A 14,268-nucleotide genomic window follows, 5' to 3' on the forward strand; every position below is an offset into this window, starting at 1 on the left:
CTATCAGCCGGCCGGGGGCGTGAAGATCGCCCCCAGCTCTTCACGGCTCAGCGCCATACCCACGTTTTCACGCAGGCCCTGGCGCAAGAAGCCCACCAGCTTCGACTGCAGGGCAATCGCCAGGTCAGTCTCCGGATCGCCGCCCGCCACATAGGCACCCACGCTGATCAGGTCGCGGCTTTGCGACAAGCGCGACCACAGCTGCTTGAATTTCTGCGCCTGGCGCAAGTGGTCGGCATCCACCACCTGCGGCATCACCCGGCTGATCGAGGCTTCGATATCGATGGCCGGGTAATGGCCTTCCTCCGCGAGGCGCCGCGACAGCACGAAGTGCCCGTCAAGCACACCACGCGCCGAATCCGCGATGGGGTCTTGCTGATCGTCACCTTCGGACAGCACGGTATAGAACGCGGTGATCGACCCTCCGCCCGGCAAGCCATTACCCGCCCGCTCCACCAGCTTGGGCAGCTTGGCAAACACCGACGGCGGATAACCCCGCGTGGCCGGCGGCTCGCCAATGGCCAGGGCAATTTCCCGCTGGGCCTGGGCAAAACGGGTCAGCGAATCCATCAGCAACAGCACATTCTTGCCTTTATCGCGGAAGTACTCGGCAATGCGCGTGCAGTACATGGCGGCGCGCAGGCGCATCAGGGGGGCATCGTCGGCCGGCGAGGCGACCACCACGGAGCGCTTCAGGCCCTCCTCACCGAGAATGTGCTCGATGAATTCCTTGACCTCGCGGCCCCGCTCGCCAATCAGGCCGACCACGATGATTTCCGCTTCGGTGAAGCGGGTCATCATGCCCAGCAATACCGATTTACCCACGCCGGTACCGGCAAACAGGCCCAGGCGCTGACCCCGGCCGACGGTCAGCAGGCCGTTGATGCTGCGAATACCCACATCCAGCGGTTTGCTGATCGGGTCGCGGTTGAGCGGGTTGATCACCGGGCCGTCCATCGGCACCCAATCCTCGGCTTTCATTCCGCCCTTGCCATCCAGCGCGCGGCCCGCACCGTCCAGCACCCGGCCGAGCATGCTCATGCCCATGGGCAGGCGGCCGCCGTCATCCAGCGGCACCACGCGTGCACCCGGGGCAATGCCGACAATGCTGCCCACCGGCATGAGGAACACCTTGGACCCGGCAAAGCCCATGACCTCGGCCTCGACCTGCACCGGGTGGTAACTGTCGTCGTTGATCACCAGGCAGCGGCTGCCAACGGCGGCACGCAGACCTTCGGCCTCCAGGGTAAGCCCGACCATGCGCAGCAGGCGGCCTTCGACGATGGGCTGGGCGGGCAGCGCAATGGCCTCGGCGTAACTGCCCAGACGCTTGCTGAAACTGGTGCGTTCAAGGCGCATCAGGGTTGTCCACGGCAGGCTCGAGCGGCGCATCCAGGTCTATCGCCAGGTCGGGTTGAGCCGGGTGCAGGGAATGGTCGTGCAACTGGTCGAACAACTGCGCCACGGCCTTTTCGGTACGCGTTTCCATGCTCGCGTCGATGCGACTGTGCGCGGTTTCGATGCGGCAACCCCCAGGTAACAAGGCGCTGTCTTCCAATAGCCGCCAGTTTTCCTCGTGCCGTTCGCGCAGGGCCTTGGCCAGCTCGAAATCCTGCGGGTTGAGGTGAATACGAATGTTGTCCGCGCCCATGGGCAGCAACTTGAGTGCCTCGCGCAACACCTGGGTGATCTGGCTGGAGTCGGTGCGCAGCTCACGGCCGATCACCTGGCGGGTCATGTGCGCGACCAGCTGCACCAGCTGCTTTTCGATCTGCGTGTCTTGCTCGGCAATCGGCGCCATCAGGTTGCTCATCAGCCGCTCAAGACTGTCGAGCTTGGCCTTGAGCGCCTCTTCGGCCTCCTGGCGAACCTTGAGCTGGGTGCTATGGAAGCCCTCGCGCTCACCGGTGGCGAAGCCCTCGTTGTAGGCTTCCTGGCGTATGGCTTCGAGCTCTTCCAGGGTCAGTGGCTGGACTTCTTCCAGCGGCACTTCCTCGATTTCGTCCTCGATTACCTCGGGTTCTGGCTCAGGTTGGGGCTCGGGTTGCGGGTCGAAACTGGGCAACGCCCATACATCCACGCCCTCGAGGTCGCGGGCACGGATCAGGTCGCTGGGGTGGTGTTCTTTGGTGGACATTGGTAATGCCTGTGGGTCATAGCGGCAAGCTTCAAGCGGCAAGTTTGAAGAAAAAGCAGGCTGCGCAAGGGCTGCTGTTTCTTTTAGCTTGCCGCTTGTAGCTTGCCGCTTAAATCATTTCCTCGGCGCCTTTGCCGCCAAGCACGATCTCGCCGGCTTCGGCCATGCGCCGGGCAATGGTGAGGATTTCCTTTTGCGCCGTTTCCACATCGCTGACCCGCACCGGGCCCTTGGCCTCCAGGTCGTCGCGCAGCAGCTCCGAGGCACGCTTGGACATGTTCTTGAATATCTTGTCCTTGACGCGCTCGTCGGCACCCTTGAGCGATACCACCAGCACGTCCGACGACACCTCGCGCAGCAGCGCCTGGATACCGCGGTCGTCGACATCGGCCAGGTTGTTGAAGACGAACATCAGGTCTTCGATCTGCTCCGACAGGTCGCTGTCGATTTCGCGGATCGCATCCATCAACGCGCCTTCCACGGAGCTGTCGAGGAAGTTCATGATGTCGGCGGCGCGCTTGATGCCACCCAGGGTGGTGCGCGCGGCGTTGGAGTTGCCCGAGAACTGCTTCTCCAGAATCTGGTTCAATTCCTTCAAGGCCGCTGGCTGCACAGTGTTGAGCGACGACACGCGCAGCACGATGTCCAGGCGCACCTTGTGGTCGAAGTTGCTCAGTACCTCGCCGGCCTGGTCGGGGTCGAGGTAGGCGACCACGATGGCCTGGATCTGCGGGTGCTCGTAGCGGATCACATCCGCCACGGCGCGCGGCTCCATCCACTTCAGGCTGTCCAGGCCACTGGTGTTGCCACCCAGCAGGATGCGGTCGACCAGGCCGTTGGCCTTGTCCTCGCCCAGCGCCTGGTTAAGCATCTTGCGGATATAGGCATCAGAGCCCACGCCCAAGCTGGTCTGGTCGCCGACAATGTCGACGAACTCGCTCATCACCTGCTCGACCTGGTCACGGTGCACATTGCCCATCTGCGCCATGGCTACACCTACCCGCTGTACCTCCTTGGGGCCCATGTGCCGCAGCACCTGAGCCGCATCGGTTTCACCCAGCGAAAGCAACAGGATCGCCGCCTTGTCCACGCGGCTCAGCTTGGCGGTAACGGCTCGGTTATCACTCATCGGCGTTGATCCACTCTTTCACGACCTGGGCAACACGGCCCGGGTCTTCGGCCACCAGGCCTTTGATTGCGTTGAGCTGTGCCTCGTAACCCTCGCTTGGGCTAGGCAGCAGAATGCTTGTCGGGCCACCCAAGCTGACGCGGTCGTTGGCCAGTTCGCCATCCAGACCCATCATGCCGCCCAGCTCCATGTCGCTATCCGGGGCAGCTTGCTTGCCGCCCCCTGTAATGTTGTTCAACACCGGCCGCAGTACACCGAATACCAGCACCAGGATGAACACTACGCCCAACACCTGCTTGACGATATCCCAGAACCACGGCTGCTGGTAAAAGGCGATGTCGGCAATTTCCTCGCCACGGTCGGCCGCGAACGGCACGTTGATCACCGTCACGCTGTCGCCACGGCTGGCATCGAAACCAACGGCGTCCTGCACCAGGCGGGTAAAGCGCGCCAGGTCTTCGCTGCCCCACGGGGCACGGGTGGTGTCACCAGTCGCCGGGTCGATCTTGACCTGGTCGTCGACCACCACGGCCACCGACAGACGGGTCATGCGCCCTTGCTGCTGGCGGGTGTGGCTGATCGAGCGGTCCAGCTCGAAGTTCTTCGTGCTTTGCTGACGCTTGTCCGACGGGTACGGCGCGAGCATCGGCTGGCCGGTGGCCGGGTCCATGATCTGCTGGCCATTGGCATCGACCAGCGGTTGCCCAGGCTGAATGGCCGCTGCCGGGGTGGCGGCGCCACCGGTGGTCTGCGGCGCCGTGGCCGCACCGGGCGGCTGGTTGCTCAGCGCCCCAGGCACGCCCTGCGGGCCTTGGCTGCTGGCACGTTGCTCATCAACCGACTGCTCACTGCGCAGCGCTGGTTGGTCGGGGTTGAACTGCTCGGAAGTGGACTCGACCGCGCTGAAGTCCAGGTCGGCGGACACTTCGGCCTTGTAGCGGTCGTTGCCCAGCACCGGCTGCAAAATGTTGTGCACACGCTGGGTGAGCATGCTTTCCACCCGGCGGCTGTAGTCGAACTGCTTGCCAGCCTGGGTCAGCGCAGAATCCTGGATCTGCTCGGACAGCAGGTTGCCCTTCTGGTCCACCACGGTGACCTGTGACTTGTCCAGCTCCGGCACGCTGGTGGCGACCAGGTTGACGATAGCCATCACCTGCCCGGGCTCCAGGGCGCGGCCTGGGTACAACTCGACCAGTACCGAAGCGCTGGGCTTGCGTTCGTCGCGCACGAACACCGAGCTTTTCGGAATGGCCAGGTGAACGCGGGCGGCCTTGACGTTGTTCAGGCTCGACACGGTGCGCGCCAGCTCGCCTTCCAGGCTGCGGCGGTAGCGGGTAGCCTCCATGAACTGGCTGGTGCCCAGGCCCTGCTCCTTGTCGAGCAGTTCGAAGCCCACGTTGCCGTCGCTTGGTGCCACGCCCGCCGCGGCCAGTTTCAGGCGTGCGCGGGCGAGGTCATCGGACTTGACCAGCAAGGCGCCAGAATTGGGTTCGACGTTGTACGGAATGTCGGCCGCAGCCAGGGTGTCCATGACCTGCTTGGTGTCCATGCCCGACAAGCTGCCGTACAGCGGACGGTAATCGGGTTGCTGCGACCACAGCACCACGGCAAAGCCGATCGCCACGCTGGCCGCCAGGCCGACCATGAGGCCGACCTGCCGCAGCATGGGCATCTGCGCGATGTTTTCCAGAAACGCCATGCCGAACAGCGGCGGCTTGGCCGCTGGCGAACCAGCCTTGGCGGGGGCGTTATCGACGACTGCTTCAGCCATGGGTTACATCCGTCCTCAAACCGGCATCTGCATGATGTCCTGGTACGCCTGGACCAGCTTGTTGCGTACCTGGGTCATGGCCTGCATCGACACGCTGGCCTTCTGCGAAGCGATCATCACGTCGGTGAGGTCGACGCCGCTCTTGCCGATTTCGAAGGCGTTGGCCAACTGGGTCGAGGCTTGCTGGGTTTCATGAACCTTGCCTATGGCCTGGCCGAGCATGTCGGCAAAGGTGCTTTGACCGGGCGCCAGCTCGGGTGCAGCGGTGACCTTGGGCAGCGACATGGCGTCGGCCTGCATGGCACGCATATCCAGCATCAGACGATTGAATTCAACACCTTGGCTCATGACCCTTCTCTCTCCTGCGGCCGCATTTTTTTGACACCCATGCAGCGAATAGCCTACGTAAAGCAACAAAGGTGCCAGCCTCTATCGTTCAGGCAACATCACACCCCTGAGGGAGATTCTATGGTTCCTGGCAAGGGTAGCCGCTGCATCTTCAGTGCCTGTGAGATTGAGCGCCGCCCGCGCGGCGCATCGCGAGCTGCGCTCGCTCCTACGTTTGTTTCGGGCCAGTAACCCCTGTGCCAGATGCGCGCGGCCGCCTTGTTCGTACGACGCGATTTTGAGGCATGCGCCAAGGCGTTCGCGCGCAAATCCCACAGGAATAATTGGCCCGAAACAAACGTAGGAGCGAGCGCAGCTCGCGATGCGCCGCGCGGGCGGCGCTCGCTCTAACAGGCGCTGCATACCTTGTGGCAAACACCTGTCAGCCCTGATGCGATCCCCGTGCGGGCTTGCCCGCGAACACCGGCGCAGCCGGTGCCATGCAGCGGGTTGGATTCTTCGCGGGCGCGCCCGCTCCCACACAGGCCGCGTCGCGCGTTGGAACTGGGCCTGTCAGCCGAACAAGCTGGCCTCGACGTCAAACCCGGCATCGCGCATCTGCGCCAGTTTGTAGCGCAGGGTGCGCGGGCTGATGCCGAGCCGTTCGGCGGCTTCCTTGCGGCGGCCACGTTCGGCGCGCAGGGTATCGATGATCATTTGGTACTCGTGGCGGCGCATGTCATCCCCCAGGCCGCTGGCTTCGGCGGCGGCTGTCGGTAATGGCTCATTGCCAGCTGACAAGGGAATGGCGCCTGCCAGACAGAAATCCGCCACTTCGATCACCCCGCCCTGCTGCAGAATCAGCGCCCGCTGCAGGGCGTTGTCCAGTTCACGGACGTTGCCCGGCCAGGCGTAGCCTTGCAAACAGGCCTGTGCCTGCGCCGACAAGCGCACCGGGGCATGCTTCATCTTCGCCACATGCCGCGCCAGCAGGCGCTCGGCCAGTTGCAGAATGTCGCCAGGGCGCTCGCGCAGCGGGCGCCAGGCCAGGGGGAAGACCGAAAGCCGGTAGTACAGGTCTTCACGGAAACGCCCCGCGGCCACCTCGCCAGCCAGGTCGCGATTGGTGGTGGCCAATACCCGAATGTCGAGACTGACCGGCTTGCGCCCGCCTACCCGCTCTACCTCGCGCTCCTGCAGCACCCGTAACAGCTTGGCCTGCAGTGCCATGGGCATTTCCGAAATTTCGTCGAGCAGCAAGGTGCCGCCCTCGGCCTGCTCGAACTTGCCGGGCTGGGAAGCAATGGCACCGGTAAAGGCGCCCTTTTCGTGCCCGAACAAGGTGGCTTCGAGCATGTTGTCGGGGATCGCCGCACAGTTGATCGCCACAAAGGGCTGTGCCGCCCGCGGGGATTGCTGGTGAATGTAGCGCGCCAGCACTTCCTTGCCCGTACCAGACTCACCGGAAATCAGCACGGTGGAATCGCTGCGCGCCACGCGCGCCGCCAGCTCCAGAAGCTGGCGGCTAGCCGGCTCGCAGGCCACCGGCCCCTCTTCGCCCGTGACCCGGCCGGCCGCATGCCGCTCGACCAGGGTGAGCAGCGCCTTGGGCTCGAACGGTTTGACCAGGTAATCGGCAGCCCCTTGGCGCATGGCCTCCACCGCACGCTCGACCGCCGCATGCGCGGTCATCAACAACACCGGCAACTGTGGTTGCTGGCGGCGCAACTGCGCGAGCAACTGGTGGCCATCCATGCCGGGCATGTTCACATCGCTCACCACCAGGCTGAAGGCGCCATTGTGCACGGCCTCCAGGGCTTCCTCGGCACTGCCGACTGCCTGGTAGGCAAAGCCGCCGATTGCCAGCGTGTCACCCAGGGCCTGGCGCAATACGCGGTCATCCTCGACCAGCAGCACCTTGATCGCCATTACACGCCCTCCGCCAATTGCCCGTCGATCAACGGCAGCTCGACCCGCACGCAGGTGCCACGACCGACCTTGGAGCGCAGGCTCAGGCTGCCCTGGTGCGCCCGCACCACCGCCTTGACCACCGCCAGCCCCAGGCCGGTGCCGGTGGCCTTGGTGGTCAGAAACGGCTCACCCAGGCGCGCCAACAAGCTGGCGTCGATGCCGCTGCCGGCATCACTCACGCACAGGTGCAGGGTGCGCTGGCGGCGGTACAGGTGCACTTTCAACTGCGCCGGGCCTTCGCTGGCCTGCAAGGCATTCTCGATCAGGTTGAGCAACGCCCCCACCAGGGTGTCCCGATTGCAGAGCAGCTCACCCAGGTGGCTGTCGCACTGCCAGCGCACCGCGTGGCCCTGCACATGGGCCTGGGCGGCCTGCTGCAAGGCCTGGAACAGGGCCTTGGGGGTGAGCCGATCGCCCAGCGGCAGCTCGCCACGGGCGAATACCAGCATGTCGCGCACCTGGTGTTCCAGTTCGTGCAGGCGCTCTTTCAAAGTCTCGGCAAAGCGCTGGCGGGTTTCGGCATCCAGTGCGTGCGCGCTGTCGGCCAGATGGCTGGCGTAGAGCATGGCTGCCGACAAGGGGGTACGGATCTGATGCGCCAGCGAGGCGACCATGCGCCCCAGCGCCGACAGGCGCTCATGGCGCGCCAACTGGTCCTGCAGGCGTCGGGTTTCAGTCAGGTCGTTGAGCAGCACCAACTGGCCAGGCTCGGCGTCCAGGGAACGGGTGGCGATGGACAGGCGGCGGCCGTCGCGTAGCGAGACTTCATGGCCGTCGTCCTTGCGCGGTGCAAAGCTGCGGGCGATCACCTGGCGCCACAGCTGGCCGAGCAACGGCTCGCCGAGCAGTTGGCAGGCGGCCGGGTTGGCTTCACGCACAAGGCCTTGGCCATCGATCACGATCACCCCGCCAGGCAGCAGGTCCAGCAGGTTCTGCAGGCGGTTGGCCAGGCGTTCCTTTTCACTCAGTTCGTCGATGCGCTGGGCGCTGACCACCGCCAGTTCGCCCTTCAGCTCGCTGACCCGGGCTTCGAGCAGGCTGTAGGACTGGCTCAGCTGGCTGGACACCTGATTGAACAGGGCGAAGGTGTGCTCGATACCCTGGCGGCTGTCCTGCTCGACCGGGGTATGCCCCTGCGGACCGGGGGCTCGGGATAGTTTGGCGGCCTGGGGCATCGTGCTCTCTCGCGTGGCTGACCGTCATAAAAACGGTGTGGTGCCAGCGGTGTAGCAATAGCCGTGCCGGGGATGGGGGCATAACGCTTGGCTTGAGATTTATGGCGGGGGCGCAAATCGAGCGCCGCCCGCGCGGCGCATCGCGAGCTGGCGCTCGCTCCTACGTTTGTTTCGGGCCAATTATTCCTGGGGGATTTGCGCGCGAATGCCTTGGCGCATGGCTCAATATCGCGTCGTACGAACAAGGCGGTCGCGCGCGCCTGTCACAGGCCTCACTGGCCCGAAACAAACGTAGGAGCGAGCGCCAGCTCGCGATGCGCCGCGCGGGCGGCGCTCGATCTAACAGGCACTAGAAAGGTCGAGGTGAACACCCCGACGCCCCCATCAATCCTCCGCCTGCTCCTCGCCCCCCTGGCGGCTCATGCCGTACTTGCGCATCTTCTCCACCAACGTGGTGCGACGAATACGCAAACGTTCAGCCGCGCGCGCAACGATACCGTTGGCATCGTCCAGCGCCTGCTGGATCAGGCCCTGCTCCAGGCTACCCAGGTAGTCCTTCAGGTCCAGGCCTTCAGGCGGCAGCATCGCATGACTGCCGAAATTCGGCGTATTGCCATTGATCGCCACACGCTCTTCCAGGTCGGTGCGCAGGCTATCGACCATCTGCTCGTCTTCGTCATCGACGTAACGAAACTTCTTCGGCAGCTCGGACACGCCAATCACCCCGTACGGGTGCATGATCGCCATGCGCTCGACCAGGTTGGCCAGCTCACGCACGTTGCCCGGCCAGCCGTGCCGGCACAACGACATGATCGAAGCGGAGTTGAAGCGAATGGAACCGCGTTTCTCGTGCTCCATGCGCGAGATCAGCTCGTTCATCAGCAGCGGAATGTCTTCCACCCGCTCGCGCAGCGGCGCCATCTCGATGGGGAACACGTTCAGCCGGTAGTACAGGTCTTCGCGGAAGGTGCCGTCCTCGATCATGTTCTCGAGGTTCTTGTGCGTAGCGGCGATGATGCGCACATCGATGCTCTGGGTCTTGTTGCTGCCCACGCGCTCGAAGGTGCGCTCCTGCAGCACGCGCAGCAGCTTGACCTGCATCGGCAACGGCATGTCGCCGATTTCGTCGAGGAACAGGGTGCCGCCGTTGGCCAGCTCGAAACGCCCGGCACGGCTGGTGATCGCCCCGGTGAAGGCGCCCTTCTCGTGGCCGAACAGCTCGCTTTCCAGCAACTCGGCAGGGATCGCGCCGCAGTTGACCGGCACGAACGGCGCTTCGCGGCGCTTGGAGTGGTAGTGCAGGTTGCGCGCGACCACCTCTTTGCCGGTGCCTGACTCTCCCAGGATCAGCACACTGGCGTCGGTATCGGCCACCTGCTGCATCATCTGCCGCACGTGCTGGATGGCACGACTGGTGCCGACCAGGCTGCGGAACAAGTTGGGTTCGCGCTGGCGGCCGCGCTCACGCGCCTGGTCGTACATCTCGCGATAGACCTGGGCACGGTGCAGCGAATCGAGCAGCTGGCTGTAGCTTGGCGGCATTTCCAGGTTGGAAAGGACGCGGCGGCGAAGCTCCTCCGACAGGTCTGCAGAAGAAATTTCACCTAAAAGTAGAACAGGAAGGAACTCATCCCAGGCAGCCACTGTCTTAAGTAGCCCAGGAAGATTGCCCGGAGCGTTCACGGTGCCGATGAGCACGCACAGCACTTCGCGACTCGAGGACAACGGCTCGACCGCCTGCTGCCAGTCATGGCTGGAGCATGCCAGGTTTTCTTCGCCGAGAAAGTTCAGCACCACCGCCAGGTCGCGGCGGCGCGCGCTGTCGTCGTCGATCAGCAGGATCTTGGTTTCACGCCACATGCAATAGCAACTTCCCTAGTCATATCGGCGCCTCGTGGGCGTGCTCGACATCATTCCGACTGAAATGGTCAGTGTTTGGACGTCAGAAATTCGAAAACAGCTGCTAGTAAAGTCAAAAACTTCAAGGCAGTCAAATTTATGGCGCCGCGCCTTGCTATTTCGCTCAGCGTCAGCTGAACAAATGGTATACCTTTGTGGCGTTTTTCGCCTGACGGATTTTCGTCATTTCATCGACCAAGGATTGACGCTCGCCACTTGCAACGTCGATTAGCTGCCGATAGACCGCCATCAACTGCTCCAGACTGCTACGAACTTCCGCTTCGTTTTCACGGGCCTCGGCGAGCACATCGTCGACACAAAGCCGGCATTCCAGGTCGAGTTCGCCAACTGCACCCCAGTCGCGATCGGCCAGCGCCGCCAGCAAGGCTTCTCGGGTGTGCTCGATACGGGCGATAACCTCGCTCATGTCATTCTCCTGGCTCAGGAAGCCGTCGACTGGTCGCCGATCGCGTCCCAACCTTCCTTGATGGTGATCAGTAGGCGTGCCACTTCGTCGATGATCTCCGGGTCATTTTTGACGTTCGCTTCGATCAAGCGACGGCTCATGTAGGTGTACAGGTTATCCAAGTCGGCCAGGGTGTCGGCGTGATTTTCCAGATCCAGGCCTTCGCGCAGGCCGCCGATGATGTCGATGGCCTTGCCGATGAGAATGCCCTTCTGGGCGATATCATTGCGCGCGATCGCCCCCTTGGCCTGTGCCATGCGATCAAGGCCGCCCTGCATGAGCATCTGCACCAGGCGATGGGGACTGGCTTCGGACGTCTGCGCCACACCGTTGACTTTCTGGTACTGACGAAGGGCCAACATCGGGTTCATGGATCTACCTCGTTGCTGCGGAAAAGGTTGCGTATACCCTGTGTATCGCCGCTACGCCAAAAAACTTTAGGGAAAAGCCAAAAGCCCGGGGCATCCAGTGGAAGCCGCAGGGCTTTTGGCAGATTCAACTAATCAGGACTTCTTGGCCTGGGCGTTGATCGCCTCGAAGATCGACGTGATCTGGTCGGCCTGGGCTTTCATCTTGCCTAGGGCAGCGTCCAAGGCCACGTATTTCTTGGTCAGTGATTCGGTCAACGAGTCGGTGCGCCGATCGAGGGCAGCCTGCTGCTCACTCAAGTTCTTGGCAACGTTGTTCAATGCGCTATTACGGCTAGCTAAACTACCATCAGTGGCATTGTACGGGTCAATGGCCTTGTTCATCCGCTCGAAAATGCCATTCGTGCCGGTGAACAACTCCTGCACTTCCGCTCCCAACTTCTTGTCATTCATCGCTGCGGCGAATTTGGTGCTGTTGAACTCCAGAGTGCCGTCTTTTTGTGTGTTGATACCCAACTGACTCAGAGTGGTCAGCTGATCGCCTGCTCCCACTTCGGAAAGCACCTTGCGAATATCACCCAACAGCGAGCGGGTGGTAGGGTCGTTGGTCAGCGGCCCCAGCACCAGGTTGTCATCGTCATCACGACTGGTCGAAGTCAGCGACGTAATAGCCTTCTGCAGCGCGTTGTAGGCATCGACAAAACTTTGGATGGAGGTCTTCAAGCCATCATTGTTGGCTGCTACGGTGACTTTGGTTGCTGCCGTGCTCTCGCCGACCAACTCCAGGCTCAAACCACTGATTGCATCATTGATGGTATTGGTGGCACTGGTAATCTTCAGGCCATCGATCGTCAACTCGGCGTCCTGGGCTTTATCGGTGATATAACCTGCACCCGTCCCTACCATCTTCTGGGTGCCGACAATATCCAGCTCAGTCTGACCGACATCTCCCTTCAAGGAGAGATCATTGCCCTTGCCAGTCGTTGAAGACGTCAACACCAGACGAGCGCCACCCTCATCCGTAATGATGTTGGCACTGATGCCGTTGGCACTCATTTCCTTGTTGATCTGGTCGCGCACGCTCTGCAGCGTGGCGCCAGCACCGACCTCGATCGTGTAGGCCTTGCCGCCGTCCGCGAGATCGCCTTGCTCGATCGTCAGGGTTCCCGCGGCGACCGCTTTGGAGGCGCCTTCGGAAAACGCCTGGCTGGCCACCTTCGAGCCTGTTGCCAGCTTTGTCACTTGGATGTCGTAACTACCGGCAACCGCGGTGTTGCCCGAGGTGACCTTAACGACTTTGTCATTGGCCGAAGTAGCAGCGTAGGCATTGAACGATGGCGCGGTCTTGTCGTTGAGCTTGGTCATGGCGGCCTGGAAGGCCGTAAGGGCACTACGCAGCGAGCCGATGCCGGAGATCATCGCACTGTTGTTACTGGTCTGCCGGGTAATCTGCGCCTGTTTGGCGGCAGTGTCGGACTGGACCAGGACCTTGACGATCGAACCGATGTCCAGACCGGACCCTAGGCCAGTACTGGAGGCGATTGGGCTTGCCATGCTGTTCTCCCTCTCGTTAACCGTCAGCCCACTCCTGCGGGACAGACATGCATCACTTCATTGATGTTCCCCGCCAATCATACCTTGGCGTTGAACAGAACACTGTTGACATCGCTCAGACTGTGAGCAATCCGCAAGGCCTCCTCGGAGGGCAACTGGCGAATCAACTCACCGCTGTCGGTAGCGATGACTTTGACAACGATCTTGCCGGATTCTTCATCCGTGGAAAATTCCAGGTTGCGCTGGGACGCCTTCAGGAATTTTTCGATCTCCGAGACGGCACTCTTGACCTTATCGGCATCCTGCACCGCGTAAAGGTCTTTTTTGTCGTCTTCGAGCTTTACTTGTTCCGTCGACCGGGCAACCGGTTTTTCGGCAACCTGCTCGGCCGGACGTGCGGCCGGATAAGACAGGTTCAGCTTGACGCTCATGTCCATGTCCACCACCTCGCAATGAAAAGGCGGGGAAGCACCGCAAGGGCACTTCCCCGCCAGCAACTAGGCAGATTAGCCCAGCAGCTTCAGCACTGCCGATGGCAGCTGGTTGGCCTGGGCCAGAACCGAGGTCGAAGCTTGCTGCAGGGTCTGCTGCTTGGTCAGCTGGGCAGTTTCAGCAGCGAAGTCGGTGTCCTGTACACGGCCACGCGCGGCTTCGGCGTTCTCGTTGATGTTTTGCAGGTTGTTGATGGTGCTGGTCAGACGGTTCTGGGCAGCACCCAGGTCAGCACGGGTGCTGTTGATGGTCTGCAGAGCGGAGTCGATCGCGTTCACAGCAGCGCTGAAGTTAGCGCTGATGGCGCTGTCAGCACCAGAAATCGCAATAGCACCCGAGTTAACACCCAGGGCGGAAGCAGTCAGGTTAGCCAGCTTGATGGAGATCTGGTTTTCAGTACCGGTGTTGGAACCAACCTGGAAGCTCAAGGTGGCAGTGGTGTTGAGCAGGTTCTTGCCGTTCAGCTGGGTGCTGTTGGCGATACGAGTCAGCTCGTCGGACATCGAGGCGAACTCAGTGTTCAGAGCATCGCGGTCCTTTTCGCTGTTCGAAGCATTGTTGGCCTGGATGGCCAGTTCACGCATACGCTGCAGGATGTTGGTCTGCTCTTGCATCGCACCTTCAGCGGTCTGGGCGATGGAGATACCGTCGTTGGCGTTCTTGATAGCCATGGTCTGACCGCGAATCTGCGAGGTCATACGAGTGGCAATTTGCAGGCCGGCGGCGTCGTCCTTGGCGCTGTTGATTTTCAGGCCGGAAGACAGACGGGTCATCGAGGTGCTCAGTGCATCGGTAGCACGGTTCAGGTTTTTCTGAACACCCAGAGAGGTGGTGTTGGTGTTAACGGTCAAAGCCATGACGAATTCCTCGTTGGATTGGGTACTACGGCTTCCGGCCTTGGCAATTCGCCGGGTGTGGCACAGAGAACCTTCGTCATGGTTATCGTCGTCAGGGCGTGTTGCTTGAGGTTTTTTTTAAA

At 62.1% G+C, this 14,268-nt stretch carries 13 protein-coding genes; all 13 read right to left on the bottom strand.

Annotated features, from left to right (window positions below; genetic code table 11):
• Positions 1-3: 3 nt before the first annotated feature.
• Positions 4-1,359, bottom strand: coding sequence for a flagellar protein export ATPase FliI (gene fliI, locus QME24_RS11915; protein WP_280091434.1), 1,356 nt, complete (start codon positions 1,357-1,359; stop codon positions 4-6).
• Positions 1,349-2,137, bottom strand: coding sequence for a flagellar assembly protein FliH (gene fliH, locus QME24_RS11920; protein WP_280091433.1), 789 nt, complete (start codon positions 2,135-2,137; stop codon positions 1,349-1,351). Before fliH ends, fliI begins: the two co-directional genes overlap by 11 nt.
• Positions 2,138-2,246: 109 nt before the next feature.
• Positions 2,247-3,266 carry a flagellar motor switch protein FliG gene (gene fliG, locus QME24_RS11925; RefSeq protein WP_003254434.1) on the bottom strand — a complete coding sequence of 340 codons (1,020 nt, stop codon included), beginning with the start codon at positions 3,264-3,266 and terminating at the stop codon, positions 2,247-2,249.
• A complete protein-coding gene (gene fliF / locus QME24_RS11930; RefSeq protein WP_054904678.1) occupies positions 3,259-5,037 on the bottom strand; it encodes a flagellar basal-body MS-ring/collar protein FliF in 1,779 nt (592 codons plus the stop codon). The genes fliG and fliF overlap by 8 nt, the downstream gene beginning before the upstream one ends.
• Positions 5,038-5,052: 15 nt before the next feature.
• Complete coding sequence (gene fliE / locus QME24_RS11935) at positions 5,053-5,385, bottom strand: flagellar hook-basal body complex protein FliE (RefSeq protein ID WP_003254438.1); 333 nt, start codon at positions 5,383-5,385, stop codon at positions 5,053-5,055.
• Between the two features lie 552 nt (positions 5,386-5,937).
• Positions 5,938-7,293, bottom strand: a complete 1,356-nt coding sequence (locus tag QME24_RS11940) for a sigma-54 dependent transcriptional regulator (protein ID WP_054906300.1) — start codon at positions 7,291-7,293, stop codon at positions 5,938-5,940.
• On the bottom strand, positions 7,293-8,510 hold the full coding sequence (locus QME24_RS11945) for an ATP-binding protein (protein WP_054906299.1): 1,218 nt from the start codon (positions 8,508-8,510) through the stop codon (positions 7,293-7,295). The genes QME24_RS11940 and QME24_RS11945 overlap by 1 nt, the downstream gene beginning before the upstream one ends.
• Before the next feature lie 384 nt (positions 8,511-8,894).
• The gene (gene fleQ / locus QME24_RS11950) at positions 8,895-10,370 is read right to left on the bottom strand and encodes a transcriptional regulator FleQ (RefSeq protein ID WP_280091455.1); all 1,476 of its coding nucleotides are present in this window, start codon (positions 10,368-10,370) and stop codon (positions 8,895-8,897) included.
• A gap of 169 nt (positions 10,371-10,539) precedes the next feature.
• Positions 10,540-10,836 carry a flagellar protein FliT gene (gene fliT / locus QME24_RS11955; protein ID WP_280091456.1) on the bottom strand — a complete coding sequence of 99 codons (297 nt, stop codon included), beginning with the start codon at positions 10,834-10,836 and terminating at the stop codon, positions 10,540-10,542.
• A gap of 14 nt (positions 10,837-10,850) precedes the next feature.
• Positions 10,851-11,246: a flagellar export chaperone FliS gene (gene fliS / locus QME24_RS11960; protein ID WP_280091457.1), complete on the bottom strand. Its 396-nt coding sequence runs from the start codon at positions 11,244-11,246 to the stop codon at positions 10,851-10,853.
• 132 nt (positions 11,247-11,378) lie between these two features.
• On the bottom strand, positions 11,379-12,797 hold the full coding sequence (gene fliD, locus QME24_RS11965) for a flagellar filament capping protein FliD (RefSeq protein WP_280091458.1): 1,419 nt from the start codon (positions 12,795-12,797) through the stop codon (positions 11,379-11,381).
• Between the two features lie 77 nt (positions 12,798-12,874).
• The gene (locus QME24_RS11970; RefSeq protein WP_280091459.1) at positions 12,875-13,234 is read right to left on the bottom strand and encodes a flagellar protein FlaG; all 360 of its coding nucleotides are present in this window, start codon (positions 13,232-13,234) and stop codon (positions 12,875-12,877) included.
• 69 nt (positions 13,235-13,303) lie between these two features.
• A complete protein-coding gene (locus QME24_RS11975) occupies positions 13,304-14,146 on the bottom strand; it encodes a flagellin domain-containing protein (protein ID WP_280091460.1) in 843 nt (280 codons plus the stop codon).
• Positions 14,147-14,268 lie beyond the last annotated feature (122 nt).

It is taken from the genome of Pseudomonas sp. PARCl1, assembly GCF_947311875.1.
Classification (GTDB): Bacteria; Pseudomonadota; Gammaproteobacteria; order Pseudomonadales; family Pseudomonadaceae; genus Aquipseudomonas; species Aquipseudomonas juntendi.

Bases quoted from the DNA above. Each gene is read 5' to 3' on its own strand.
- QME24_RS11940 (WP_054906300.1), bottom strand. From the start codon at position 7,293: ATGGCGATCAAGGTGCTGCTGGTCGAGGATGACCGCGTATTGCGCCAG.
- fliG (WP_003254434.1), bottom strand. From the start codon at position 3,266: ATGAGTGATAACCGAGCCGTTACCGCCAAGCTGAGCCGCGTGGACAAG.
- fliI (WP_280091434.1), bottom strand. From the start codon at position 1,359: ATGCGCCTTGAACGCACCAGTTTCAGCAAGCGTCTGGGCAGTTACGCC.
- fliD (WP_280091458.1), bottom strand. From the start codon at position 12,797: ATGGCAAGCCCAATCGCCTCCAGTACTGGCCTAGGGTCCGGTCTGGAC.
- QME24_RS11945 (WP_054906299.1), bottom strand. From the start codon at position 8,510: ATGCCCCAGGCCGCCAAACTATCCCGAGCCCCCGGTCCGCAGGGGCAT.
- fliH (WP_280091433.1), bottom strand. From the start codon at position 2,137: ATGTCCACCAAAGAACACCACCCCAGCGACCTGATCCGTGCCCGCGAC.
- fliF (WP_054904678.1), bottom strand. From the start codon at position 5,037: ATGGCTGAAGCAGTCGTCGATAACGCCCCCGCCAAGGCTGGTTCGCCA.
- fliS (WP_280091457.1), bottom strand. From the start codon at position 11,246: ATGAACCCGATGTTGGCCCTTCGTCAGTACCAGAAAGTCAACGGTGTG.
- QME24_RS11970 (WP_280091459.1), bottom strand. From the start codon at position 13,234: ATGGACATGAGCGTCAAGCTGAACCTGTCTTATCCGGCCGCACGTCCG.
- QME24_RS11975 (WP_280091460.1), bottom strand. From the start codon at position 14,146: ATGGCTTTGACCGTTAACACCAACACCACCTCTCTGGGTGTTCAGAAA.
- fliT (WP_280091456.1), bottom strand. From the start codon at position 10,836: ATGAGCGAGGTTATCGCCCGTATCGAGCACACCCGAGAAGCCTTGCTG.
- fleQ (WP_280091455.1), bottom strand. From the start codon at position 10,370: ATGTGGCGTGAAACCAAGATCCTGCTGATCGACGACGACAGCGCGCGC.
- fliE (WP_003254438.1), bottom strand. From the start codon at position 5,385: ATGAGCCAAGGTGTTGAATTCAATCGTCTGATGCTGGATATGCGTGCC.